At 57.5% G+C, this 25,727-nt stretch carries 18 protein-coding genes; 7 read left to right on the top strand and 11 right to left on the bottom strand.

Annotated features, from left to right (window positions below; translation table 11 throughout):
- Positions 1-11 precede the first annotated feature (11 nt).
- The 3 genes from VGC33_RS19230 (at position 12) to VGC33_RS19220 (ending at position 2,741) form a co-directional block, all read left to right on the top strand.
- A complete protein-coding gene (locus VGC33_RS19230) occupies positions 12-737 on the top strand; it encodes a lytic polysaccharide monooxygenase (protein ID WP_331122385.1) in 726 nt (241 codons plus the stop codon).
- A gap of 205 nt (positions 738-942) precedes the next feature.
- Complete coding sequence (locus tag VGC33_RS19225; protein ID WP_331122384.1) at positions 943-1,758, top strand: lytic polysaccharide monooxygenase; 816 nt, start codon at positions 943-945, stop codon at positions 1,756-1,758.
- 188 nt (positions 1,759-1,946) lie between these two features.
- Positions 1,947-2,741, top strand: a complete 795-nt coding sequence (locus VGC33_RS19220; protein ID WP_331122383.1) for a lytic polysaccharide monooxygenase — start codon at positions 1,947-1,949, stop codon at positions 2,739-2,741.
- 132 nt (positions 2,742-2,873) lie between these two features.
- Here the strand turns inward: VGC33_RS19220 and eno are convergent, their stop codons facing one another.
- The 5 genes from eno to rlmD all read right to left on the bottom strand — a co-directional run bounded on the left by eno (position 2,874) and on the right by rlmD (position 10,413).
- Complete coding sequence (gene eno, locus VGC33_RS19215; protein ID WP_331122382.1) at positions 2,874-4,175, bottom strand: phosphopyruvate hydratase; 1,302 nt, start codon at positions 4,173-4,175, stop codon at positions 2,874-2,876.
- 86 nt (positions 4,176-4,261) lie between these two features.
- Positions 4,262-5,899 carry a glutamine hydrolyzing CTP synthase gene (pyrG, locus tag VGC33_RS19210; protein ID WP_331122381.1) on the bottom strand — a complete coding sequence of 546 codons (1,638 nt, stop codon included), beginning with the start codon at positions 5,897-5,899 and terminating at the stop codon, positions 4,262-4,264.
- Between the two features lie 127 nt (positions 5,900-6,026).
- Positions 6,027-6,833, bottom strand: a complete 807-nt coding sequence (gene mazG, locus VGC33_RS19205) for a nucleoside triphosphate pyrophosphohydrolase (RefSeq protein WP_331122380.1) — start codon at positions 6,831-6,833, stop codon at positions 6,027-6,029.
- A 1-nt stretch (position 6,834) separates the two neighbouring features.
- The gene (gene relA / locus VGC33_RS19200; RefSeq protein WP_331122379.1) at positions 6,835-9,069 is read right to left on the bottom strand and encodes a GTP diphosphokinase; all 2,235 of its coding nucleotides are present in this window, start codon (positions 9,067-9,069) and stop codon (positions 6,835-6,837) included.
- 9 nt (positions 9,070-9,078) lie between these two features.
- Positions 9,079-10,413: a 23S rRNA (uracil(1939)-C(5))-methyltransferase RlmD gene (rlmD, locus tag VGC33_RS19195; RefSeq protein WP_331122378.1), complete on the bottom strand. Its 1,335-nt coding sequence runs from the start codon at positions 10,411-10,413 to the stop codon at positions 9,079-9,081.
- A 59-nt stretch (positions 10,414-10,472) separates the two neighbouring features.
- On the opposite strand from rlmD, the gene barA reads away from it, so the two are divergent.
- Positions 10,473-13,223 carry a two-component sensor histidine kinase BarA gene (barA, locus tag VGC33_RS19190; RefSeq protein WP_331122377.1) on the top strand — a complete coding sequence of 917 codons (2,751 nt, stop codon included), beginning with the start codon at positions 10,473-10,475 and terminating at the stop codon, positions 13,221-13,223.
- Between the two features lie 103 nt (positions 13,224-13,326).
- Here barA and VGC33_RS19185 read toward each other — a convergent pair whose 3' ends face one another.
- The 4 genes from VGC33_RS19185 to VGC33_RS19170 all read right to left on the bottom strand — a co-directional run bounded on the left by VGC33_RS19185 (position 13,327) and on the right by VGC33_RS19170 (position 17,664).
- Positions 13,327-14,469, bottom strand: coding sequence for a glycerate kinase (locus VGC33_RS19185; protein WP_331122376.1), 1,143 nt, complete (start codon positions 14,467-14,469; stop codon positions 13,327-13,329).
- 83 nt (positions 14,470-14,552) lie between these two features.
- Positions 14,553-15,446, bottom strand: a complete 894-nt coding sequence (garR, locus tag VGC33_RS19180) for a 2-hydroxy-3-oxopropionate reductase (RefSeq protein WP_331122415.1) — start codon at positions 15,444-15,446, stop codon at positions 14,553-14,555.
- Between the two features lie 55 nt (positions 15,447-15,501).
- Positions 15,502-16,272, bottom strand: coding sequence for a 2-dehydro-3-deoxyglucarate aldolase (gene garL / locus VGC33_RS19175; protein ID WP_331122375.1), 771 nt, complete (start codon positions 16,270-16,272; stop codon positions 15,502-15,504).
- A gap of 60 nt (positions 16,273-16,332) precedes the next feature.
- Positions 16,333-17,664 (bottom strand): MFS transporter, encoded by a 1,332-nt coding sequence (locus tag VGC33_RS19170; RefSeq protein ID WP_331122374.1) that lies wholly within the window; start codon positions 17,662-17,664, stop codon positions 16,333-16,335.
- A 486-nt stretch (positions 17,665-18,150) separates the two neighbouring features.
- Between VGC33_RS19170 and garD the strand changes: the two genes are divergently transcribed.
- Positions 18,151-19,725, top strand: a complete 1,575-nt coding sequence (gene garD / locus VGC33_RS19165) for a galactarate dehydratase (protein ID WP_331122373.1) — start codon at positions 18,151-18,153, stop codon at positions 19,723-19,725.
- A 115-nt stretch (positions 19,726-19,840) separates the two neighbouring features.
- Here the strand turns inward: garD and gudD are convergent, their stop codons facing one another.
- Complete coding sequence (gudD, locus tag VGC33_RS19160; RefSeq protein ID WP_331122372.1) at positions 19,841-21,166, bottom strand: glucarate dehydratase; 1,326 nt, start codon at positions 21,164-21,166, stop codon at positions 19,841-19,843.
- Between the two features lie 558 nt (positions 21,167-21,724).
- Here gudD and VGC33_RS19155 point away from each other — a divergent pair.
- Positions 21,725-23,062: an MFS transporter gene (locus tag VGC33_RS19155; protein ID WP_331122371.1), complete on the top strand. Its 1,338-nt coding sequence runs from the start codon at positions 21,725-21,727 to the stop codon at positions 23,060-23,062.
- A gap of 42 nt (positions 23,063-23,104) precedes the next feature.
- On the top strand, positions 23,105-24,451 hold the full coding sequence (locus VGC33_RS19150; protein WP_331122370.1) for an enolase C-terminal domain-like protein: 1,347 nt from the start codon (positions 23,105-23,107) through the stop codon (positions 24,449-24,451).
- 71 nt (positions 24,452-24,522) lie between these two features.
- Here VGC33_RS19150 and VGC33_RS19145 read toward each other — a convergent pair whose 3' ends face one another.
- A complete protein-coding gene (locus VGC33_RS19145; RefSeq protein ID WP_331122369.1) occupies positions 24,523-25,680 on the bottom strand; it encodes a CdaR family transcriptional regulator in 1,158 nt (385 codons plus the stop codon).
- Between the last annotated feature and the right edge of the window lie 47 nt (positions 25,681-25,727).

The raw sequence follows: 25,727 nt of genomic DNA, 5'->3' as shown, positions 1-25,727 counted from the left end.
AGGAGCCTATCATGAGTTATATCGACAATAATCAACTTCCCTACCGGCCTGATCACCGTCAGGGGGGAGATTACCGGCGGAATTATGGTTATCCGCCTCCCTACCCTTTTTACGAGCCAATCGATCCGCAAAGCGGTCGTGTGGTATCACCGGCTTCGCGTGCCGTGATTATGCTCAATAATGGATATATACCACCGTTCCTGGTTGATGAAATGACCGGGGGTAAAAATTTCCCTGACTTATTTGCCGGCCCTGTATTGTTCCCGTTCAATGAAGACGTACAAAGTTCAGATCCCCCGCCTAATGGACGGATCATCAACGGCGGTAGTGGGGATGTACGCGATATCGTCAATAGCACAGACGAAGAGTTAAGACTCGCGACTGGCGGCAATTTCACCCAATGGCCAAGATTACGGGTTAACCCGGCGCAAACCTTGACCATTCAGTGGGTGAACACCATATCTCGAATCACCAGGGGGTACCGCGCGTTTATTACACGTGATAATTGGGATTCCACACAGCGCATTGCGCGTAATCAATTGGAACCCGCTCCGATCTTAAATACGCTCAATCAGGGTGTTCCCTGGCATGAGCACGAAGGCGATTTACAACCACGAATAACGCTGCCTTTAACGCTTCCCTTTAACAAAAGAGGCCATCATGTCATTATTTTACTCTGGCTGATAGCCAATCAGCCTTTTGCTATCTATCAGGGATTTGACGTCGATTTCGGTTAAATTATCCATTACTGGAACAAAGGTCCAGCTGCGGACATATCTGCCGATAGCTGGGCCGGAACTATTGCTTGTTGCCCTTGTTACAACCAATTTTTTTAGAATATTTTATTTACTACCTATTCGATGATATTTAAACAGACAGCAAAACCCTTAAATATCAGAAAAAACTATATTTATTTACATTCCACATTATCAGGAGTAAATTATGAATAAAAATTACACACCTAAATATTATTTACCGAGAGTTAATCCTAACGATAATGACCCAAGGGAATATTGCAACTGCTGTGACTGGCAAGATCGTTATTCTTTGTCGCTTTATTGGGAACAGTCAAATAATATTCGCTATAACAACAGCGGCTGTTATATAAACTCGACAGGCGACGATACGCCAGTGCCACCCTTGCCTATCGTTAGTCCGGCTTCGCGCGCGCAAACCTTGGTCGATTTAGGCAGGCTTCACCCCATGCAAATCAATATAGCAACAGGCGGAAAAAATTTCCCTGATCGCAATGGCGGACCTGTTTTTCCCCCTTTCCAGGATGATGTCTGGAGCGCCACTCCGCCACTGGATGATTTTATACTCAGTGGCGGCCAGGGTGGTGAGATTAGTACGGTTAATTTAACCGATAATCAAATCGCTATCCTCACGTTGTTCGCTATTCGTCAATGGCCCAGGCTACGGCTGAGCGCCGGTCAGTTATTAAACGTAGAATGGCTATACGACAGGCCACGGCTTACCAGGGGCTATCGGGCGTTTATTACCCGCGACGGCTGGAATCCCAATGCCCGTATTACGAGAGCTCAGTTGGAGCCGTTTCCATTTTGGCAGGATATTAATCAAGCGATCCCTTACTGGCGGTATCCAGCGGCCTTGCAACCAAAAACTCATCATGCAATCTCCATTCCCTTCAATAAAAGAGGGCATCATGTCATCGTCTTATTGTGGCTTATAGCTGATTTTGAAGATGCCGTTTATCAGGCTTTCGATATTGAAATTGATTCAAATATTGTATATTAAATGGCTTAAAACCCTGAAATTAACAAGCCAGCTTCAGGATTTGATCCTATATATATAATTAAATTAATTATTTACATAATAATAAAAACATTTGCTATCAGTTTTTTAAAATTGATATAAAAGAGCATTGATTTTTCTGATTTGTACACTAATCAGATTTTCCGTTGCGAGGAAATCTGGAGACACTTATGTGCCATAAAGCAAAAACCGTTGACCCGCCTAAAAAAAGCTTCAATATTAAATATTGTTACAAGGTGAATCGTATCGGTAATGGCCATCGTCTCTTTAATCTACCCTATGCCCATTATCAGCGAGATAACATCCAGCGCGCCGGCTATCCGGTATTTTCCGGCGAATCAAACCTGGATTATGGGGCCCGCCTCGGCCGGTTGACGGTCCCACCCTCACGTGCCCAGTTTCTTGCCAATCAGGGATATCTTGAAGTCTGGTTTGCCGAAGCCATGACCGGGGGCAAAAATTTTCCCGACCGGTTCCCGGGGCCTGTTCGCCAGCCATTTCAGGATGATGTAGAAAGCTCAACGCCACCCGCCGACCTTTACATCCTTAGCGGTGGTCACCAGGACACGCGGGGTCTGGTGTCTTTAGACGATCAGGATATGACATTCTATTTAGGCCGTCCTTTTAACTGGCCCAGAATCCGGGTAAACCGCGGTCAGGAATTGTATGTAGAATGGGTATATTACGCCCCGCGCGCCACCAGGGGCTATCGCGCGTTTATCACTAAGAATGATTGGTCGCAACGATGGCCTTATTCCCGCGACCAGATTGAGCCGGTGCCGTTCTGGGAAATGCTGAACCCGCAAACCCCCTACTGGCAGCACACGGCAGCATTAAAACCAAAAGATAACATGCTTATTCCGCTGCCATGGAATAAAAGGGGTTATCATGTCATTCTTTTATTATGGCTAACTACTGACACACACTATGCCGTCTATCAGGCGCTGGATGTGGATTTCGGCTAAATCCATATTGAACGATAAGAAAAAGCCCCATCTTTACGATGAGGCTTTTGCAGAAGCGGAAAGTGATAAAGACATCATGCGCATTCCCTGTCAGCATGCCGTCAAGCGGCGCACTGAGCCGGGAATGGGCGATTATGCCTGGCCTTTCACTTCTTTCAGGCCGTTGAACGGTGCGCGTGCGCCCAGCGCTTCTTCGATACGAATCAGCTGGTTGTACTTGGCAACGCGGTCGGAACGGCTCATTGAACCGGTCTTGATTTGACCCGCGGCGGTGCCCACGGCCAGATCGGCAATGGTGGCGTCTTCGGTTTCGCCGGAACGGTGAGAGATGATGGTGGTGTAGCCGGCGTCTTTCGCCATTTTGATCGCCGCCAGGGTTTCGGTCAACGAACCGATCTGGTTGAATTTGATCAGGATTGAGTTGGCGATGCCTTTATCGATACCTTCTTTCAGGATCTTGGTATTGGTCACGAACAGGTCATCACCGACCAGCTGGATCTTGTCACCCAGCACTTTGGTCTGATAAGCAAAACCGTCCCAATCCGATTCGTCCAGGCCATCTTCGATGGAGACGATAGGATAGGTCTTGGTCAGGCCTTCCAGGTAATGGGTGAACTCTTCGGAGGTGAAGGATTTGCCTTCGCCTTTCAGTTCATATTTGCCGGTTTCCTTGCTGTAGAACTCAGACGCGGCGCAGTCCATGGCCAGGGTGATATCTTTACCCAGCACATAACCGGCTTTTTCCACGGCTTCCTTGATGGCGGCCAGGGCGGCGGAGTTGGATTCCAGGTTCGGCGCGTAGCCGCCTTCGTCACCGACCGCGGTGTTCAGGCCCTTGGACTTCAGCACTTTCGCCAGGTTATGGAAAACTTCAGAACCCATGCGAATCGCTTCCTTGACGGTTTTCGCGCCAACCGGCTGGATCATGAATTCCTGGATGTCGACGTTGTTGTCGGCATGTTCGCCGCCGTTGATGATGTTCATCATCGGCAACGGCATGGAGAACTTGCCGGCGGTGCCGTTCAGTTCGGCGATGTGCTCGTACAAAGGCATGCCTTTGGACGCGGCGGCGGCTTTGGCCGCGGCCAGGGAAACGGCCAGGATGGCGTTGGCGCCGAATTGGGATTTGTTTTCAGTGCCGTCAAGATCGATCATGATCTTGTCGATATTGGCCTGGTCTTTCGCGTCCTTGCCCAGCACCGCCTCGGCGATGGGACCGTTAACCGCGGCAACCGCCTTGGTCACGCCTTTACCCAGGAAACGGGATTTGTCACCGTCACGCAGTTCCAGCGCTTCGCGCGAACCGGTGGAAGCACCTGATGGCGCGGCGGCCAAACCTACAAAACCACCTTCCAGATGTACTTCTGCTTCTACAGTCGGATTGCCGCGTGAATCGATGATTTCACGGCCGATGACTTTAACAATTTTGGACATTTAGTATTTCCTCAGTACAAGTTAAAACAAAATTCCTGACGAACCACGCGCAATACCCTGACCGCGCGCCGCCCACCTGTTCAAATTTATTTCAGCTGACGCTTCTGGTACTCGCCGGCCGCCTTGACGAAGCCGGTAAATAGCGGATGGCCGTCGCGGGGCGTCGAGGTAAACTCGGGATGGAACTGGCACGCCACAAACCACGGATGATCCGGGTATTCGATAATCTCCACCAGGCGGTTATCCCCCGACAGCCCCGCAACGCGCAGGCCGGCGGCTTCGATAGGCTTCAACAGCATATTATTGACTTCATAACGATGACGGTGACGCTCGACGATGGTCTGCTCGCCGTACATGGCGCGCACCAGGCTGCCGTCGGTTAACTGGCAGGCCTGGCTGCCCAGGCGCATGGTACCGCCCAGATCGCTTTGCTCGGTGCGCGTTTCCACGGCGCCGTTTTCATCGCGCCATTCGGTAATCAATGCGACGACCGGATACTTACAGTCTGGCACAAATTCGGTCGAGTTTGCGTTTTCCATGCCCGCCACGTGCCGGGCAAACTCGATTAAGGCCACCTGCAATCCCAGGCAAATGCCCAGGTAGGGAATCTTTTTTTCACGCGCGTACTGCGCGGTCAGGATCTTGCCTTCGACGCCGCGATAGCCGAAGCCGCCGGGGATCAGGATCGCATCGAGATTTTTCAGGATCTCCACGCCGCGGGTTTCCACATCCTGCGAATCGATAAGCTTGATATTCACCGTCAGGCGGTTTTTCAGCCCGGCGTGTTTCAGCGCTTCAATAACCGATTTATAGGCGTCGGGCAGTTCGACATATTTGCCGACCATGCCGATGGTGACTTCGCCGCCCGGATTGGCTTCCTGGTATACCACCTGCTCCCATTCAGACAGGTTGGCCTCGGGACAGTTCAAGCTGAATCGTTTACAAATATAATCGTCCAGGCCTTGGGATTTCAATAGCGCCGGGATTTTATAAATGGAATCAACATCTTTCAGGGAAATTACCGCTTTTTCAGGCACATTGCAGAATAAAGCGATTTTCGCCCGCTCGTTGTTGGGCACCGAGCGGTCGGAGCGGCAAATCAGCACATCCGGCTGGATGCCGATGGAGAGCAGTTCCTTGACCGAATGCTGGGTCGGCTTGGTTTTCACCTCGCCGGAGGCGGCCATGTAGGGCACCAGGGTGAGGTGCATGTAGATGGTGTGCTCGCGGCCCACATCCACCGCCATCTGGCGGATGGCCTCCAGGAACGGCAGGGATTCTATATCGCCCACGGTGCCGCCGATCTCCACCAACACCACGTCATGTCCTTCTCCGCCCTCAAGGATGCGTTCCTTGATGTTATTGGTGATGTGCGGGATAACCTGGATGGTGGCGCCGAGATAGTCGCCGCGGCGTTCTTTACGCAGCACGTCGGAATAGATGCGGCCGGTGGTGAAGTTATTGCGACGGGACATTTTGGTGCGGATAAAGCGCTCGTAGTGGCCCAGGTCCAGATCGGTTTCCGCGCCGTCCTCGGTGACAAACACCTCGCCGTGCTGGATGGGACTCATGGTGCCTGGATCCACATTGATGTAGGGGTCCAGCTTCATGATGGTAACGTTGAGTCCCCGGGCTTCAAGAATAGCCGCCAGGGAGGCCGCGGCAATGCCTTTACCCAATGAGGAAACGACCCCGCCGGTTACAAAAATATAATTTGTTGTCATGCTGAACCTGAGAATTTAGGTGTAAAGACGGAATAACCAAGACGGGAAAACAGTATACCTGAAGCTGGAATCGGCCACAAACGTTCGTTTTGCAAATTGCGCGCCCGCGCGCGCGGCAATGCGGCGTTTACCCGGCGATTTCCCGCTTTTTTACTTCCCGCCAGGCGGCTTCCATCTGCTCGAGGCTGGCCTCGGGCAGGGTTTGCCCCCCGGCCTGGATAATCGCTTCCACCTGGCGGAACCGGCGCTCGAATTTACGGTTGGCTTTTTGCAAGGCGGTTTCCGCCTTCTTGCCCAAATGGCGGGTCAGGTTGACGGTGGCAAACAGCAGGTCGCCCAGCTCTTCCTCCAGCTTATCCTGGTCGACCACCGGCTGGCGGGCTTCGTGCATCACCTCGTTTATCTCTTCGTAGACCTTGTCCAGCACCGGGCCGAGCCGGGTCCAGTCAAATCCCACCGTGGCGCAGCGCTGCTGGATTTTTTGCGCCTTCATTAACGCCGGCAGGGCGTCGGGTATATCGTCGAGCGGCGACGGGCGCTCTTTTTCCGCCCGCTCCCGCGCCTTGAGCCGTTCCCACTGGCCGGGAGCCGCCGCCGCGTCTTCGCCGGGCCGGCGGGCAAAAATATGCGGATGGCGGCGCTCGAGCTTATCGCTGATGGCGTTGCATACGCCGGCAAAATCAAACAGTCCCTGTTCGCGCGCCATTTCAGCGTAAAACACCACCTGGAACAGCAGATCGCCCAATTCGTCGCGCAAATCGTCATAATCGCGCCGGGCAATGGCGTCCAGCACCTCGTAGGTCTCCTCCAGCGTGTAGGGGACGATGGTGTCGAACGTCTGGCGCTGATCCCACGGACAGCCCGTCAGCGGGTCGCGCAGGCGGGTCATGATGGCCAGCAGCCGTGCCTGGGCGTCGGCGGCGTTCGTGGTCATATTATTCTCCGTGCAGCCGGCGCGCGTCGATCACGTCCGGCAATTGGTTAAGCTTGGACAATACCCGGCCCAAAACCTGAAGGTTATAAATTTCTATATCCATATCGATGGTGGCGAGCTGCTGTTTGATATCGCTGCGGCTGGCCACGCCCAGCACGTTGACTTTTTCATTGGCCAGTATGGTGGTGATATCGCGCAACAGGCCGCTGCGATCGTTGGCCACCACCCGCACCACCAGCGAATAACCGCTGGAATAACTTTCACCCCAGACGGCGTCGACGATACGTTCCGGCGCGTTGGCCTGTAAATCGGCCAGCTGTTCACAGTCCGCCCGGTGAATGGAAATGCCGCGGCCGCGGGTGATAAAACCGGTAATCTCGTCGCCGGGAATCGGCTGACAGCAGCGGGCGATATGGTGCATCAGGTTGCCGACGCCTTCCACCACCACCCGGCCGTTGTCCTTGGAGCGCGGCACCGCGGACGGCTTTTGCGTCAATTGCTTGAGCGCCTCGCGATCCTGCTCTTCCGGGCTGGGCTTGTTGAGCTTGCCCTGCAGGAAGTTGATCATCTGGTTGATGCGCACGTCGCCGCCGCCGATGGACGCCAGCAGCTCGTCGAGCGTATTGACGTTATAGCGCGGCAACAGCAGCTTTTCGGCTTCCTTGATGCTCAGGCCCAAATGCTCCAGCTCATCGTCCAGCAGTTGGCGGCCGGCCAGAATATTCTTGTCCCGGTCCTGTTTGCGGAACCAGTTATGGATCTTGGAGCGCCCGCGGCTGGTGGTGACATAGCCCAGGTTGGGATTAAGCCAGTCGCGGCTGGGGTTGGGCTGCTTCTGGGTAATGATCTCCACCTGGTCGCCCATGCGCAGCTGATAGGTAAACGGCACGATGCGGCCGCTTATCTTGGCGCCGATGCAGCGGTGCCCCACATCGCTGTGGATATGGTAGGCGAAATCCAGCGGGGTGGAACCGGCGGGCAGATCGATAACGTCGCCCTTGGGCGTAAAGACATAGACCCGGTCGTCGAACACCTGGCTGCGCACTTCGTCGAGGATTTCGCCCGAGTCCGCCATCTCTTCCTGCCAGGCCAGCAGCTTGCGCAGCCAGGCGATGCGCTCTTCGTAACCGGAGCGCACGCCGCCGGTGGCGGTGGCGCCTTCTTTGTATTTCCAGTGCGCCGCCACGCCCAGTTCGGCATCCTCATGCATCTGCCGGGTGCGGATCTGGATTTCCAGCGTTTTGCCGCGCGGCCCCAGCACCACGGTATGAATGGACTGGTAACCGTTGGGCTTGGGGTTGGCGACGTAATCGTCGAACTCATCGGGCAAATGGCGGAAATGCGTGTGGACGATGCCGAGGGCGGCATAACAATCCTGCAGTCGCTCCACCACCACCCGCACGGCGCGCACGTCGAACAGCTCGTCGAATTCCAGCGATTTTTTCTGCATCTTGCGCCAGATGCTGTAGATATGCTTGGGCCGTCCGTAAATATCGGCCCTCAGGCCTTCCTCTTTCATCGCATCGCGCAGCGAGGCGACAAAATCATCGATATATTGCTCACGATCAATGCGCCGTTCGTGCAGCAGCTGCGCGATGCGTTTGTACTCGTCCGGATGCAGGTAACGGAAACAGAAATCCTCCAGCTCCCACTTGAGCTGACCGATCCCCAGCCGGTTCGCCAGCGGCGCGTAGATATTGGAACTTTCTTTCGCCGCCAGCACCCGTTCGTCCTCGGGCGCGTCCTTAAGCTCGCGCAGATGGGCGATACGCTCGGCAAGCTTGATGACCACACAGCGGAAGTCCTCGACGATGGCCAGCAGCATACGCCGGACATTATCCACCTGCTCCGGCGCCATGGAGTCGTTTGTGGTGGCTTTTAACTGGCGAATGGCGTCCATATCGCGCACGCCGTGCACCAGTTCGACGATTTTCTTGCCGAACCGCGCCTCCAGCACCGACTCTTCCACCACGTCGCTGTCGGCCAGGGGGAACAGCAGCGCCGCGCACAGGCTGTCGCTGTCCATGCTGAGCATGGACAGGATCTCCACCATCTCGATGCCGCGCCAAAGGATCAGCGCCGCGTCGGGGTGTTCTTTACACTGCATTTCGCAATAACGCCAGGTTTCGGCCAGCCGCTCACTTGACTGCGGGTTGGAAAGACCCAGACTGGCTACCCAGTCTTCGGGGACAAACTCGCCCGCTGTATTCAAATGCGCACTTCGTACCGCAACCATATCCACTCCCTACTTTGCACAGATGCCGGCATCTTTTAAAAACAACGTCATCGATTCAAGATGTCCGCTATGCGGAAACATATCCAGCATAGCCACGCGCGCCGGGATATAGCCCGACGCCATCAACACCTTGCTGTCCCGCGCAAGTGTTGTCGGATTACAAGAAACATAGACGATACGCCGGGGCGACCAGGCGGCGATGCGGGACATCACGCCCAGGGCGCCGGCGCGTGCCGGGTCGAGCAATATTTTATCAAATCCCCGGTTGGCCCAGGGCTGGGTGGTCACGTCCTCTTCCAGATTGTGATGAAAGAAGGTGACATTATTCAATAAATTCTGTTGTGCATTATATTGCCCATTCGCCACCAGCGCCGCAACCCCTTCCACGCCGATAGCCTCCCCGCAGCGCTTCGCCAGCGGCAGGGTAAAGTTGCCCATGCCGCAGAACAGATCCAGCACCCGCTCGTCCGCCCCGGGCGCCAGCCATTCCAGCGCCAGCGCCACCATGCGGCGGTTGACCTCGTCATTGACCTGGATGAAATCCCTTGGACTGAACTGTAGACGCAAATCGTCGATATGGTAAACCGGCGGCTCCCCGCTCAGGCATTCCAGCGATTCACTGTCGGCGGCCAGCCATATCATCACCCGGTGCCGCGCGGCGAAGTCCAGCAACAGCCGCCGGTCGTCGTCGCCCAGCGCATCCAGATGGCGCAGCACCACCAGCGGCCCGTTATCCGCCATGACCAGTTCCACATGGCCCAGGCGCTTTACCGCCTTCAGCCGCGCCAGCACCGTTTTTAACGGCGCCAGCAATTGTTCCAGCCCGGCGCGCAGGATCGGGCAATGGCTGATATCCACCACATCGCTGGATTTGGCCTGGCGATAGCCCATGGCCAGGGAGCGGGTTTTATGCCGGTATTCCAGCGCCAGGCGCGCGCGCCGCCGGTAGCCGTAGGCGTCCGCGCCCACGAGCATGATATTGTCCAGGGCCGCGCCGGTTTCCCGCGTCAGCAATGCGCCAAGCGTGGCGGCCTTGGCTTGCTGTTGCAACGCCTGGCTGATGTGCTGCTGCTGGCAGCCGCCGCACACGCCGTAATGCGGGCAGCGCGGCGTCACCCGTTCCGGGCTGTCGTTTAACCTTTTTGTTACCCTGCCCCGGCTAAACTGGCGTTTGTCCTCGGTAATGCGCACTTCTGCCTGTTCACCCGGCAACAGGCCGGGGATAAAAATCGTTTTCCCCTGGTGGCGCGCCACGCCGTGGCCGAAACCATCCAGGGCGTGACAGGTCACGTTCAGGGTTTGCTGGGTCGCCACGCGACGGTTTGCAGAGTAGAATTGCGCCATAATTGCTTGTTACAGGTTTCCTGAATAGCCGGGTTATCATTCTCCCATATTGGAACGCTATGACCAAATACAGCTTGCGCGCACGGATGATGATCTTGATTCTGGCGCCGACGTTATTGATCGGTTTGCTGCTAAGCGCATTTTTTGTCGTTCATCGTTATAACGAATTGCAAAATCAGCTGGTGGACGCCGGCACCAGCATTATCGAACCCCTGGCGGTGTCGACCGTTTACGGCATGACGCTGCACGACCGCGACGCGGTGCGCCACCTGGTCAACCTGCTGCATCGGCATCACTCCGATATCGTGCGTTCGATAAGCGTGTTCGACGCCGATAACAAGCTGTTCGCCAGCTCCAACTACCGTCAGAATATCACTCAGCGGCAACTGCCGCCGGGCAGTCCGCCGCCCGGCGAGCTGACCCTGTCGCGCCTGGGCGGCGCGCTCATTATGCGCGCGCCCATCTGGGCCGAGGATGATTTGCCCGATCCGGCAAACCAGGCCGACGTCCACATCGCGCCGCTGGGCTATATTACCATTGAGCTTGACCTGGATTCGGTACGGCTGCAGCAATATAAAGAAGCCTTTGTCTCGACGCTGCTGCTGCTGCTGTGCCTGTGTATCGCCATGCTGTTCGCCTATCGCCTGATGCGCGATGTCACCGGCCCCATCCGCAATATGGTCAGTACCGTCGACCGTATCCGTCGCGGCCAGCTCGACAGCCGGGTGGAGGGATATATGCTCGGTGAGCTGGATATGCTGAAAAACGGCATCAACTCCATGGCCATGTCGCTGACGGCGTATCATGAGGAGATGCAGCAGAATATTGATCAGGCCACCTCGGATCTGCGCGAAACCCTGGAACAGATGGAGATCCAGAACGTCGAACTGGATCTGGCTAAAAAACGCGCCCAGGAGGCGGTGCGCATTAAATCAGAGTTTCTGGCCAATATGTCCCATGAGCTGCGCACCCCGCTTAACGGCGTCATCGGTTTTACCCGGCAGACGTTGAAAACGCCGCTGTCGCCAACGCAACGGGATTATCTGCAGACCATCGAACGCTCGGGCAATAACCTGCTGAGCATCATTAACGATGTGCTGGATTTTTCCAAACTGGAGGCCGGCAAGCTGCTGCTGGAGGCCATTCCGTTCGCGCTGCGCGCTACCCTGGATGAGGTGAGCGTCCTGCTGGCGCAGACCGCGCACGAAAAGGGGCTGGAGATCACCCTCAACGTGCAGCAGGACGTGCCGGATGGGGTGGTGGGCGATCCGCTGCGCCTGCAGCAGGTCATTACCAATCTGTTGGGCAACGCCATAAAATTCACCGAGCAGGGCAATATCGATATCCGTATCGAAAAGCACGGGGCCGGCAACAACCAGATGGAGCTGGAGGTGCAGATCCACGATACCGGCATCGGCATCGCCGAACGCGAGCAGTCGCAGCTGTTCCAGGCGTTTCGCCAGGCGGACGCCAGCATTACCCGCCGCCACGGCGGCACCGGGCTGGGGCTGGTCATTACCCAGAAGCTCATCAGGGAGATGGGCGGCGATATCAGTTTCCACAGCCAGGTTAACCGCGGCTCGTCCTTTTGGTTTCATATTCCTTTGCAACTGAGCGGGACGGACGGCGACGGCGCGCCGGATTATGCCCACCTGCGCGGCAAAAGCCTGGCGTTTGTCGAGGGCAATGCCGCCGCCGCCCAGGCGACGCTGGACATGCTGCGCGCCACGCCGCTGGTGGTCAGCTTCAGTCCGACGCTGTCGCAGCTGCCGCCGGGTCATTACGATATTTTGCTTATCGGCAAACCGGTGACGCAGCGCGTTTCGTTGATCGACATCAAGCGCGAGCTGGCTGAAGCGGCCGGCATGGCCGGCTGCGTGATCCTGGCCTTGCCCAGCCCCGCGATGGTGGAGGCGGAGCAAATCAAACGCATGGGCGCCTTCGCCTGCCTGGCGAAGCCGGTCTCGGCCAACCGTTTTTTACCCTTGCTGCGCGCGCAGCCGTGGCCCGTGGCGGCGCAGCTCAGCCCGCCCCACGTCCCGCGCCTGCCGTTGACCGTCATGGCGGTGGATGACAACCCGGCCAACCTGAAGCTTATCGGCGCGCTGCTGCAAGAACAGGTGGGACAAACCATATTATGCCAAAACGCCCGCGAAGCGCTGGCTTATGCCGACGGGCACCCCCTGGACCTGATCCTGATGGATATCCAGATGCCGGAAATCGACGGCCTGCGCGCGGCCGAGCTGATGCGGCAGCTGCCGCGCCACGCCCATACGCCGATCGTGGCGGTGACCGCCCATACGCTGGGCAATGAAAGGGAGGAACTGCTTGAGGCCGGCATGGACGATTACCTGGCCAAACCCATCGACGAAAAGATGTTGCAGCAACTGCTGGCGCGCTATGGCGCCGGGAATGTTAACCGCTCGCCGCAGGAGACCGCGGCGGCCGGGGAGCCGCCGGGGGACGCCACCCTGGATTGGCAGCTGGCGCTGCGGCAGGCCGCCAATAAACCGGATTTGGCCCAAGATCTGCTGGTGATGCTGGTCGGCTTTTTAATCGAGGTAAAACAACGGGTAACCGCCGTGGTCAACGGCGTCGAGGACGCGCATATCGGCGAGTTGGTGCATAAGCTGCACGGCAGTTGCAGCTACAGCGGCGTACCCAGGCTCAGGCGGTTGTGCGCCGATATCGAACGCCAGCTGCGCGCCGGCGCGCCGGTGCCGTCGCTGGAGCCGGAATGGCTGGAAATGCTGGACGAAATTGAAAATGTGACCCTGGCGTCCGAGCCGTTTCTGGCGGGAATCCCTTAGGCGCCCAGGCCGGTCGCGGCCGGCCGCGCGCGCAAAAAAAAACGGGCGGCCGCCGTTAGGCCGCGCCGCCCGTTTGTCCCGGCGTTTAGCCGGCCGCGCCAGATCAGGCCATTTCGCGGGCCAGCTTGATGGTGGCGGCGATATTACGCGCGGTCATACGCACGTTGGCGGCGGCGTTTTCCAGCGCATCCTCCAGCGTGCAAATTTCATATAACACGCTGAACACCGCATCCAGGCCATGCTGATGCACCACGCCCACGTCGGCGGTCAGGCTGCCGGCGATGCCTATCACCGGCTTGTTATAGCGTTTGGCGACCAGCGCCACGCCTATCGGCACTTTGCCGTGGATGGTCTGGCTGTCGATGCGCCCTTCCCCGGTTATCACCAGGGTGGCGTCCCTGACCAGGGCATCCAGTCCCAGCGCTTCGGTAACGATTTCGATGCCTTTGCGCAGCTCGGCGCCGCAAAACGCCTGTAGGCCCGCGCCCATGCCGCCGGCCGCGCCCGCGCCCGGGATATGCTCGACATCTTTATCCAGATCGCGTTTGATGATGGCGGCATAGTGCCCGAGCGAAGCGTCCAGCTGGCGGATCATGGCGGCCGTCGCGCCTTTCTGCGGGCCGAATATCGCCGTGGCCCCTTCCTCGCCGGTCAGGGGGTTGGTGACGTCGCAGGCGACCTCGAAACGGCAGTCCCTGATTCGCGGATCCAGATTGGCGATATCGATGCGCGCCAGCTTATCCAACTGGCCGCCGCCGTAGCCTATCTGCCTGCCCTGCTCGTCGAGCAGCCCGCCGCCGAGCGCCTGCACCATACCCGCGCCGCCGTCATTGGTGGCGCTGCCGCCGATACCGATAATGCAATGCTTCACGCCATGATCCAGAGCGCAGCGGATCAGTTCGCCGGTGCCGAAGGAGGTGGTCAACAGCGGATTGCGGTCGCAGGCGCGCACCAGCTCCAGGCCGCTGGCGGCGGCCATTTCGATAAACGCGGTTTGCTTATCGCCGGACAGGCCGAAAAAGCCGTCCACCTGGTCGCCGAGCGGCCCGGTGACCCTGACGTTGACAATTTCACCCTGGGTGGCCGCCACCATGGCCTCCACGGTGCCCTCGCCGCCATCCGCCACCGGCAGTTTAACGTAATGGGCATCTGGAAACACGTCACGAAATCCCTGTTCAATCTGCGTTGCGACCTCCAAGGCAGACAAACTTTCTTTGTAAGAATCCGGTGCGATTACTATCTTCATAGACTACCTGCGCCTGTTGAGCTGAAGCCGGCAAAAAAATTATCTTGCCGCCTCATAGGGCGCCGGACCGGCGCCCGACCAATTTATCGCCGCTTAACTTCAATTTTTGCTAATTTTTCGTAATAACAGGCCAGGGCGCTGTGATCCGCATTGCCCAAATCGTCTTGCTTCAGGGCCTGCATCATCTCCATTACCACCGCGGTCAACGGCAGCTGTGCGCCAACGCCGTGGGAGGTATCCAACGCATTGGACAGATCCTTGATATGCAAATCGATGCGGAAACCCGGTTTGAAGTTGCGATCCAGCACCATCGGCGCCTTGGCTTCCAGCACCGTGCTGCCGGCCAATCCGCCGCGTATCGCCTGGAATACCTTTTCCGGGTCGACGCCGGCTTTGGTCGCCAGTACCAGGGCTTCGGACATAGCGGCAATATTCAGCGCCACGATCACCTGGTTGGCCAGCTTGGTCACGTTGCCGGCGCCGATATCACCGGTATGCACCACGGAAGCGGCCATGGCCTTCAGCAAATCGGCATGCTTATTGAACAACGCCTCGTCACCGCCGACCATCACGGACAGGGTGCCTTCGATGGCTTTGGGTTCACCGCCGCTTACCGGGGCATCAAGCATGGCAATGCCTTTTTCCGCCAGGGCCGCGGCGATTTCACGGCTGGCCAACGGCGCGATGGAGCTCATGTCAATGACCACCGTGCCGCGTTTGGCGCCTTCAATCACGCCGTCTTTACCCAGTACCACTTCTTTAACATGCGGAGAGTTCGGCAGCATGGTGATAATGACATCGGTTTGTTCGGCCACGGCCTTCGCCGTGTCGGCAGAAGTGGCTCCGGCCGCAACCACGTCGGCTACCGCTTCGGTATTGCGATCCAGCACCACTAATGAGTAACCCGCCTTCAGCAGGTTTTTGCTCATTGGTTTTCCCATAATGCCCAAGCCAATAAATCCAATTTTCATTACTATTACCTCTTAACGCTTGCTATAAAAAGTGTAGGGCGCGTCAGACGCGCCTTGTCGGTTATTTTTTAAATTTGTCGGCCAGCGCTTGCGTGCCGCTGCGTAAAACACCGTTATCGCTACCCACCGCGACAAAGGTGGCGCCCCATTCCAGATAACGGCGGGCATCGGCTTCAACCGGCGCCAGGATACCGCTGGGTTTGCCGTTGGCCTTGGCGCGGGCGAAAATATGGCGGATCACGCTTTGCACTTGCGCATGGTTCGGCTGTCCGATGTAACCCAACGCCGCGGATAGGTCGCCCGGGCCGACAAAGATACCGTCGACGCCGTCAACGGCGGCGATGGCGTCGAGATTGTCCACGCCCAGTTGGCTTTCAATCTGCACCAGCACCGTGATGTTATCGTTGATGGTGGCGTAATAATCCGGCACGGTGCCAAACATATTGGAACGATGGGAAACCGACACGCCGCGTATGCCGGCGGGCGGATAGCGGGTGGACGATACCGCGCGCACGGCCTGCTCTTCTGTTTCGACAAATGGGATCAGGAAATTATAAAAACCAATATCCAGCAGGCGTTTGATAATCACCGGCTCATTGGTGGGCGGGCGCACCACCGGCGCGCTGTGGCTGCCTTTAAGCGCCATCAGCTGCGGGACAAAGGTGGTGATGTCGTTGGGTGCGTGTTCACCGTCCAATACCAGCCAGTCGAATCCCGCCAGGCCCAGTACTTCCGTGGTAATCGGATTTGCCAGCGCGCACCAGCAACCAATCTGGGTTTCCCCCTGAAGTAACCCCTGGCGAAAACGGTTAGGCAGTAGTGGAGTGTTCATGATTTACCTCTATGCAATGAAACAAAATGTAGCGGGCCCAAGCTTTCCGGGCCCACGATATCAGGATTTAACCAGCACCAGCCGCTTGATTTCGCCGACCACCACCAGGTAGCACAGCATGGCCGCCAGGGCGGAACAGCCGACAAAAATCAGCGCGGCGTTGAAAGAATGCAATTCCTTGACCATATAACCGATGGCCAGCGGCGTGACGATAGAGGCGACGTTGCCGAATACGTTGAAGATGCCGCCGCACAGGCCGATGACTTCTTTGGGCGCGGTATCGGAAATCACCGGCCAGCCCAGCGCGCCGAAGCCTTTACCGAAGAACGCCAGCGCCATCAGCGCCACCACGATGACCGTATTATTGGTGTAGTTGCACAGGATAATGCTGGTGGCCAGCAGCATGCCCACCACGATCGGTATTTTACGCGCCACGGTCAGCGAATGGCCGCGTTTGATCAGGATATCGGACACCACGCCGCCCAAGACGCCGCCGGCGAAACCGAACAGCGCCGGAATCGAGGCAATCAGGCCCACTTTCAGGATCGACATGCCTTTATCCTGCACCAGATAGATGGGGAACCAGGTCAGGAAGAACCAGGTAATACTGTTGATAAAATATTGGCCGAAGAATACGCCGAGCATCATGCGGTTGGTCAGCATCTGCTTCACATAATCCCATTTCGGTCCTTCTTTTTTGCCGTCTTTCGGCGCATCCATATCAACCATGGCGCCGCCGGCGGAGATATAATCCAGCTCCTGCTGCGAAACGCTCGGATGCTTGTTCGGGTTTTGGATATATTTGATCCACACCATGGTCATGATAAAGCCCAGCACGCCCATGACGGTGAAGACATGTTCCCATCCCCAGGTAAAGGTCAGCCAGCCCAGGATGGGTGAGAATATCGCCAGAGCGAAATACTGCGCCGAGTTAAAAATCGCCGACGCGGTGCCGCGTTCAATGGCGGGGAACCAGGCGGCAACGATGCGGGCGTTGGCCGGGAACGAAGGCGCCTCGGAAAAACCCAGCATAAAGCGCAGGATAAACAGCGTCATCGCGCCGTAGGCCAGCGGGAAAAACCCGACGAAGCCTTGCAACAGCGTAAACAGCGACCAGAAAAACAGGCTGTAGGTATAAACGCGTTTGGACCCGAAGCGGTCCAGCAGCCAGCCGCCGGGGATTTGCATGATAAGATACGCCCAGCCGAACGCGGCAAATATCTGCCCCATTTGCCCGGCGTCCAGCCCCAGCGTTTTGGCGACGTCGGAACCGGCAATGGAAAGCGTTGCCCGATCGGCGTAGTTAACCGCGGTGACCAGAAAGATAATTAATAAAATGACATAACGAACATGCGTCTTTGTTTTACTTGATACCAGAGGTGAAGTGGTCATGGAATACGCTCTAATCAGGCGATAAACTCCGGGAACACAAAAAATCATTACCACACTATTTTTTGCGTTACACTTTTTTATCGTGAGTTAATATTTTCTCGTATGAGTCTTTTTATTTCACCGGCAGGCCGGTTGGTGTCTTATTTCACTGACACCCATAGTATAAAAACCATCATGAAAAATGGCACTGTGCATAAGCACAACAATAAAGCGTAAAATAACCATATTTTTGGACAAGGGCACGTGAAAGCACGACGGTCGTCACGTTATTTTTTGCCGGCGGGTTTGGTCGGCGGGAAGGGTGAGCCTTGTCACATCTTATGGTACACATGACAAATATCTGGCGTTTATCCCCGCTAAAAATCATGCATTTGCACAATGAGATGTCTTCCCATTCCGCTTATAATATCCTCATCACCCGTATTGTTATCCTGGCTGAACCCTGGTTCGGGTTATAACAACAGATTAGTATTTGCGGAGAAGTGTATGTCATCAACAATAATGACCAATGCGGAAAAGGCATTGTATATCAAAGTTCACGTCGACGATAACGTCGCGATTATCGTGAACAACAATGGCTTACCGGCCGGCACCCGATTTTCGGACGGCCTGACGTTAATTGAGCATGTCCCGCAAGGACACAAAGTCGCGTTGCGCGATATCCCGACCGGCGGCGATATCATACGTTATGGCGAAGTGATTGGTTACGCCATGCGTGATATCAAACTGGGCAGCTGGATAGATGAATCGCTGGTCGAAATGCCCAAGGCGCCGGCGCTGGAGACCCTGCCGCTGGCCACCAAGGTGCCGCCGGTACTGCCGCCGCTGGAAGGGTATACCTTCGAAGGTTACCGCAATCCCGACGGCAGCGTGGGCACCAAAAACCTGCTGGGCATCACCACCAGCGTACAGTGCGTGGCCGGCGTGGTTGAATACGTGGTAAAACTGATTGAACGCGATCTGTTGCCAAAATACCCGAACGTCGACGGCGTGGTGGGACTCAGCCATTTGTACGGCTGCGGCGTGGCCATTAACGCGCCCGCCGCGGTGGTGCCGATTCGCACCATCCATAACATCGCCCTGAACCCCAATTTCGGCGGCGAAATCATGGTGATCGGCTTGGGCTGCGAAAAATTGCCGCCGGAACGCCTGCTGGCCGGTACCGATGATCAGGTTCCCATCGCGGTGGAGCGCCCGGGCGTGAGCATCACCCGGTTACAGGACGAGAAGCATGTGGGCTTTAAGTCCATGGTGGATGATATTTTGCAGGTGGCGGAAGATCATTTGCGCCGTCTGAATTCCCGTCAGCGCCAAACCTGCCCGGTATCCGATCTGGTGGTGGGCACGCAGTGCGGCGGCAGCGATGCGTTCTCAGGCGTTACCGCCAATCCGGCGGTGGGTTTTGCCTCCGATCTGCTGGTGCGCTGCGGCGCCACGGTGATGTTTTCCGAAGTCACCGAAGTACGCGACGCCATCCATCTTCTGACGCCGCGGGCGGCTGACGAGCAGGTGGGACGCCGGATGCTGGAGGAAATGGCTTGGTATGATAACTACCTGGACGATGGTAAAAGCGATCGCAGCGCCAATACCACCCCGGGTAATAAAAAAGGCGGTTTGGCCAACATCGTGGAAAAATCGCTCGGATCCATTGCAAAATCGGGCACCAGCGCCATTGTGGAAGTACTCTCCCCCGGCCAGCGTCCGACGAAAAAGGGTCTGATTTTCGCCGCCACTCCCGCCAGTGATTTTATTTGCGGTACCCAGCAGTTGGCCTCCGGCATTACCATCCAGGTATTTACCACCGGCCGCGGTACGCCTTACGGTTTGGTTGCCGTGCCGGTCATCAAGATGGCGACGCGCGACGCGCTGGCCGATCGCTGGTTTGATTTGATGGATATCAGCGCCGGATCCATCGCCACCGGCCGGGCGACCATTGAAGACGTGGGTTGGCTATTGTTTGAACTGATCCTGGATATCGCCAGCGGCCGCAAAAAAACCTGGTCCGATCAATGGGGCATTCATAACGCCCTGTCGGTATTCAACCCGGCGCCGGTGACCTGATTGCCGCCACCACCGAATTACCACTACCACCGAACCACCCTTTGATATGTATGAATGAACTTTGATAGCTTGGCCGGGATAACTCCCGGCCTTTTTTTTTGCGCCGCGCCCCGGGTTAACGCACCAAGGCCGGCCGTTTGGGGTCGAACCGCCAGTCGGGGATCAGGTATTGCATCGCCATGCCGTCGTCCCGCGCGCCCAGGCCGTGCTGTTGATAGAGCGCATGGCCTTTCATGACCTGCTCCATATCCAGCTCCACGCCCAGCCCCGGTTTTTCCGGTACCTTGACTTTGCCGCCGACGATACGCAGCGGTTCTTTGGTCAGACGCTGGTCTCCCTCCTGCCAGATCCAGTGGGTATCGATGGCGGTAATCTTTCCCGGCGCGGCCGCGGCCACATGGGTAAACATCGCCAGCGAAATATCAAAATGATTATTGGAATGCGATCCCCAGGTCAGGCCCCATTCATGGCAGAGCTGCGCGACCCGCACCGAGCCCTGCATGGTCCAGAAATGCGGATCGGCCAGCGGGATATCCACCGATTGCAGCGCCAGGGTATGTCCCATCTGGCGCCAGTCGGTGGCGATCATGTTGGTGGCGGTGGGCAGGCCGGTGGCGCGCTTGAACTCCGCCATCACCTCGCGCCCGGAAAAGCCCTGCTCGGCGCCGCAGGGATCCTCGGCATAGGCCAGCACGCCGCGCAGCCGTTTACCCAGAACGATGGCCTCGGCCAGCGACCAGGCGCCGTTCGGATCCAGGGTGATGCGCGCCTGGGGGAAACGCGCCGCAAGCGCGGTAACCGCCTCGGCCTCCTCCTGGCCGGCCAGCACGCCGCCCTTGAGCTTGAAATCGTTAAATCCGTATTTTTCATAAGCGGACTCGGCCAGGCGCACCACCGCCTGTGGCGTCAGCGCCTTTTCGTGGCGCAGGCGATACCAGTCGCAGGCATCATCCGCCTGGTCGCGGTAGGGTAAATCGGTACGCAGGCGATCGCCGATATAAAACAGGTAACCGAGCATCTCCACTTCGTCGCGCTGTTGCCCCTCGCCCAGCAGCGCCGCCACCGGCACGTCCAGAAACTGGCCCAGCAGATCGAGCATCGCCGCCTCGATGCCGGTGACGACATGGATGGTGGTACGCAGATCGAACGTCTGCTGGCCACGGCCGCCGGCATCCCGGTCGGCGTATTGCCGGCGCACGGCGCTCATGACGTTTTTATACTGGCCCAGCGCCTGGCCCACCACCTGCGCGGCGGCTTCCTCCAGCGTGCGGCGTATTTTTTCCCCGCCGGGAATTTCACCCACCCCGGTATGGCCGGCGTTGTCGGTGAGAATAACAATATTACGGGTAAAAAACGGGCCATGGGCGCCGCTGAGATTAAGCAACATACTGTCATGGCCGGCAACCGGAATGACTTTCATGGTGGTGATAACAGGAGTCATACTCTTTCCTTGGCTAGATGCACAACATAGGGGGACGGGAATCCGTCGCAAAGGCAGACGCTAATGACTATAACGTCATGGCGCGCCCCTGACATTATGCGTATGCATAATCCTTGGCGGTTAATCTGGACAAAAATAACCGCTAAGCCGGCCTTGCCGTGACAGAGCTCACCGATCAGGATTATTTTTATGTGAGCTGAGTCTTGGAATGATTAAAATAGCAATCGCCGGCGTTAAAAACGGCGATGTCGGCGGTTCGCCGCGCCACAGGGCATAAATATGTTATGCCGGTCACAAAACCCTGTTGATACCCGACGCCGGTCACATTACCCTGTACTTCCGCCACAAAACTTTATGTTTTGCCGCATTTCATTCAGTCATCAGCACAATGTGCGGCCATGTCCCACCCCTTATACTCTGCTTTTGCCCAGGCGAGCCAGATATTACCGGCGGCAAAATGACAGCGCTACCATAACAAGACCATCATTAAAGCAACGTGGGGCGCCTTACTTACGTACCCGATCTTCCGATCGCTTTCCCCAACCGGGAAGAGGAATCATGGCTGAAAACTCAATTTCCGTCGCCACCCACAAAACCCGCTCCAGGTTTTGGATCTTGGCAATTTTGTTTATCATCAGTACGGTTAACTATGCCGACCGTTCCACACTGTCCATCGCCGGCCCGCACGTCGCCTCCGATCTAGGGCTGGATCCGCTGCAAATGGGCTATATTTTCTCGGCGTTCGGCTGGGCTTATACCCTGGCGCAGCTGCCGGGCGGCTGGCTGCTGGATCGATTTGGATCAAAACTGATTTACGGCATCGCCATTTTGATCTGGTCGATATTCACCTTTATGCAGGGGTTTGTACTCTACTTCGCCTCCGCGGCGATGATGCTGTTCCTGCTGCGCTTTATGGTCGGCTTCGCCGAGGCGCCGGTGATGCCGGCCAACAGCAGAATCGTCTCCGCCTGGTTCCCGGTCAGGGAGCGCGGCACCGCCTCGGCCATATTCAATATTTCCCAGTACGCCGCGCTGGTGATATTCAACCCGCTGTTGGGATGGATAACCCAGGAAGTGAGCTGGGAATATGTGTTTATCGTGATGGGCGTGGTGGGCGTGGTGTTGTCGCTGGTCTGGTACAAGACCATGTACAGTCCGCTTGACCATCCTAAGGTGAGCAAGCAAGAGCTGGACTATCTACGCGCCGGCGGCGCCCTGGTGGACATGGACAACGCGGCGGTCAACAACAAAAAAGACGCCGGTCCGCAAATGGGATATATCAAGCAGTTGCTGTCCAGCCGGATGCTGCTGGGTATCTATCTGGCCAACTACTGCGTTAACGCCATTACCTGGTTTTTCCTCTCGTGGTTTCCGATTTACCTGGTGAAGGGACGGGGCATGTCGATCCTCCAGGCCGGTTTTGTCGCGGCGCTACCGGCAATCTGCGGTTGTATCGGCGGCGTGCTCGGCGGTATTTTCTCCGATTACCTGCTTAACAAGGGGTTCTCCCTGTCGGTGGCGCGCAAGACGCCGATCATTCTCGGCATGCTGATGTGTACCAGCATGGTGATTTGCAACTATACCACCTCGGATGTGGTGGTGGTGGCGGCCATGTCGCTGGCGTTCTTCGGCAAAGGCATCGGCGCGCTGGGCTGGACGGTCAACGCGGACACCGCGCCGAAAGAGATTGTCGGCCTGAGCGGCGGCGTGCTTAACCTGGTAACGCAAATCGGCGCCATCACCACGCCGATTGTCATCGGTTATATCCTCAATAAAACCGGATCCTTCGACGGCGCGCTGATTTACGTCGCCGCCAACGGCCTGGTGGTGATATTGAGTTATCTGTTTATCGTGGGCAAGATTCAACGCCTGGTGCTTAAGCCGTTGACGGCGTGAAATTTTCTTTGACATAGCAGTTTGCAACAGCAGGAGAAGGTAATGGAGCACAGTGATTTTTCCGGCGCGCCAACGGTGACCGCCATGCAGGTGGTGCCGGTTGCGGGCCATGACAGTATGCTGATGAATATCGGCGGCGCCCACGGCGCCTATTTTACCCGCAACATTGTCATCCTCACCGATAACGCCGGGCATACCGGCGTCGGCGAGGCGCCGGGCGGCGACGTGATTCTCAACACGCTGCTGGAGGCCAGGCAACGGGTCGTGGGCCAGCCGTTGGCGACGCTTAACCGCATAGTGCACGACGTACACCAGGGGCATGTCAGCAACGATTTTGATTCCTTCGCCCAGGGCGCCTGGACCTTTGAGCTGCGGGTCAATGCGGTGGCCGCCCTTGAGGCGGCGCTGCTGGATTTGATGGGCCAGCACCTTGGCGTGCCGGTAGCGGAACTGCTCGGCCCGGGCAAACAGCGCGACAGCGTGCCGGTGCTGGGGTATTTGTTTTATGTCGGCGACAGAACTCTGACCGACCTGCCTTATCAGGCCGGTCCGGGCCGGGCGTCCCATGACTGGTACCGGCTGCGGCGCGAAACGGCCATGACCACCGAAGCCCTGGTGCGCCAGGCGGAGGCCGCGCAGGATCGTTATGGTTTCAAGGATTTCAAACTCAAGGGCGGTGTGCTGGCCGGCGCCAGCGAGATTGAGACCGTAACGGCGCTGGCCAAGCGGTTCCCGGACGCGCGCATTACCATCGACCCCAACGGCGCGTGGTCGCTTAACGAGGCCATCGATCTGTGTAAGGATATGCGCGGCGTGCTGGCCTATGCCGAGGATCCCTGCGGCGCCGAGCAGGGCTTTTCCGGGCGCGAGGTGATGGCGGAATTCAAGCGCGCCACCGGGCTGCCGGTGGCGACCAATATGATTGCCACCAACTGGCGCGAGCTTAACCACGCCGTGCAGCTTAACGCCATTGATATTCCGCTGGCCGACCCGCATTTCTGGACCCTGCGGGGCGCCATCCGCGTGGCGCAGCTGTGCGATGAATGGGGCCTGACCTGGGGCTGCCATTCCAATAACCATTTTGATATTTCGCTGGCGATGTTTATCCATGTGGGCGCCGCCGCGCCGGGCAAGCCCACCGCGCTGGATACCCATTGGATCTGGCAGGAAGGCGAGCACCTGACCAAAGAGCCGCTGCAAATCGTCGACGGGGCGATCAAACTCAACGGTAAACCGGGGCTGGGGGTGGAAATCGATATGGCGCAGCTCGAAAAACAACATGAGCTGTATAAGCACATGCCGTCCGGGGCGCGTAACGACGCGCAGGCCATGCAGTATTTGATTCCCGGCTGGACCTTTGACCGGAAACGGCCGGCCATGGTGCGCTAACATCATGATGGTGGGCGCGGCGCGCCGTGCTCACCGCCTATCGGCGGCCAAGCAGGCTGCCATGATGGAAATCAGGCTTCGTCATCCAGTTGCAGCGCGATGTAGAGCAGCAGCCGGTCGTCGAAGTTGGCCAGATCCAGGCCGGTCATCTCCGAGATGCGGTTGAGGCGGTATTCCAGGGTGTTGCGGTGGATAAACAGCGCCTTGGAGGTGGGCGTGGGCTGGACATTATGGCGAAACCAGGCGATCAGCGTGCGGCGCAGCAGGCCGTTGTTGTCCATGGCCTTGAGTTTTGCCAGCGGGCGCACCAGTTCACTGGCCTGCCAGCCGCCGCGCAGGCTGTCGAGCAATACCGGCAGCATCAGATCGGGATAAAAGTAGCGGCGCTGCTCCGGCAGCCGCTGCTTGCCCACCGACATGGTGGTGCGCGCGGTGCGCCAGGAACGGGCGATGCCGCCGGCGCCCGGGAAAAAGTTACCCAGGGCGATGCGCACCCGCAGGCGGCTGCTTTCGGTCATGCGTGAAAACAGCGTATCCACCCGCCGGCGATGTTCTTCCGCGTCCCAGCGCCCGTGGCTGTTCAGCGCGGGTTTCAGCACCACCATTTCCGTGAGCGAAACGATGGCAATCAGGTTATCGCGCTCGGGCGTGGTCAGCAGCGTTTGTAATTGCTGCAATTCCGCCATGGCGCTGTCCACGCCGAATTGGCCGCTGTCCACCTCCACCACCGCCGCAACCCGCGGCTGGTTGATATCAATGCCCAGCCGCTGGGCCCATTCGATCAGCGCCGGCGTGACTTCCTCGGCGCGGATGAGATTCAGCACCAGCTCCTCGCGCAGGCGGCTGTCCTGCGCCAGCATATGCAGCAAACGCGCCTGCTCCAGCATCATCTCCGCCGTCATGCAGACCAGTTCGCCAAATTGCCGCAGCTGGCTGGGGTTGCCGGTCAGGCCGATAACGCCGACGATATTGCCGTCGATTTTCAGCGGCAGGTTGATACCGGGCCGCACGCCGTGCAAATGCCGGGCCACGCCGTCGTCAATATCCACCACCCGGGCCTGGGACAAGGCTAGCAAGGCGCCTTCATGCAGCTCGCCGACGCGTTCTTCGTCGCCACTGCCGATAATCCGGCCACGCGCATCCATCACGTTGATGTTACTGTCGATAATCTGCATCGTTCTTGCCACAATTTCTTGCGCCAATTTCGCATCAAGATGATACGTTGCCATCCCCGCCTCGGTTGTGTTAAGCCCTTTGCCCTATTATACCCGCTGCT

Source organism: Acerihabitans sp. (assembly GCF_036398755.1).
In the GTDB taxonomy this organism is placed as follows: Bacteria; Pseudomonadota; Gammaproteobacteria; order Enterobacterales; family Enterobacteriaceae; genus Acerihabitans.
This window is presented reverse-complemented; position numbering and strand designations above follow the sequence as displayed.

What these genes read in the sequence shown, in the direction of transcription:
- VGC33_RS19230 (WP_331122385.1), top strand. Translation starts at nt 12, where the DNA reads ATGAGTTATATCGACAATAATCAACTTCCCTACCGGCCTGATCACCGT.
- VGC33_RS19225 (WP_331122384.1), top strand. Translation starts at nt 943, where the DNA reads ATGAATAAAAATTACACACCTAAATATTATTTACCGAGAGTTAATCCT.
- VGC33_RS19220 (WP_331122383.1), top strand. Translation starts at nt 1,947, where the DNA reads ATGTGCCATAAAGCAAAAACCGTTGACCCGCCTAAAAAAAGCTTCAAT.
- eno (WP_331122382.1), bottom strand. Translation starts at nt 4,175, where the DNA reads ATGTCCAAAATTGTTAAAGTCATCGGCCGTGAAATCATCGATTCACGC.
- pyrG (WP_331122381.1), bottom strand. Translation starts at nt 5,899, where the DNA reads ATGACAACAAATTATATTTTTGTAACCGGCGGGGTCGTTTCCTCATTG.
- mazG (WP_331122380.1), bottom strand. Translation starts at nt 6,833, where the DNA reads ATGACCACGAACGCCGCCGACGCCCAGGCACGGCTGCTGGCCATCATG.
- relA (WP_331122379.1), bottom strand. Translation starts at nt 9,069, where the DNA reads ATGGTTGCGGTACGAAGTGCGCATTTGAATACAGCGGGCGAGTTTGTC.
- rlmD (WP_331122378.1), bottom strand. Translation starts at nt 10,413, where the DNA reads ATGGCGCAATTCTACTCTGCAAACCGTCGCGTGGCGACCCAGCAAACC.
- barA (WP_331122377.1), top strand. Translation starts at nt 10,473, where the DNA reads ATGACCAAATACAGCTTGCGCGCACGGATGATGATCTTGATTCTGGCG.
- VGC33_RS19185 (WP_331122376.1), bottom strand. Translation starts at nt 14,469, where the DNA reads ATGAAGATAGTAATCGCACCGGATTCTTACAAAGAAAGTTTGTCTGCC.
- garL (WP_331122375.1), bottom strand. Translation starts at nt 16,272, where the DNA reads ATGAACACTCCACTACTGCCTAACCGTTTTCGCCAGGGGTTACTTCAG.
- VGC33_RS19170 (WP_331122374.1), bottom strand. Translation starts at nt 17,664, where the DNA reads ATGACCACTTCACCTCTGGTATCAAGTAAAACAAAGACGCATGTTCGT.
- garD (WP_331122373.1), top strand. Translation starts at nt 18,151, where the DNA reads ATGTCATCAACAATAATGACCAATGCGGAAAAGGCATTGTATATCAAA.
- gudD (WP_331122372.1), bottom strand. Translation starts at nt 21,166, where the DNA reads ATGACTCCTGTTATCACCACCATGAAAGTCATTCCGGTTGCCGGCCAT.
- VGC33_RS19155 (WP_331122371.1), top strand. Translation starts at nt 21,725, where the DNA reads ATGGCTGAAAACTCAATTTCCGTCGCCACCCACAAAACCCGCTCCAGG.
- VGC33_RS19150 (WP_331122370.1), top strand. Translation starts at nt 23,105, where the DNA reads ATGGAGCACAGTGATTTTTCCGGCGCGCCAACGGTGACCGCCATGCAG.
- VGC33_RS19145 (WP_331122369.1), bottom strand. Translation starts at nt 25,680, where the DNA reads ATGGCAACGTATCATCTTGATGCGAAATTGGCGCAAGAAATTGTGGCA.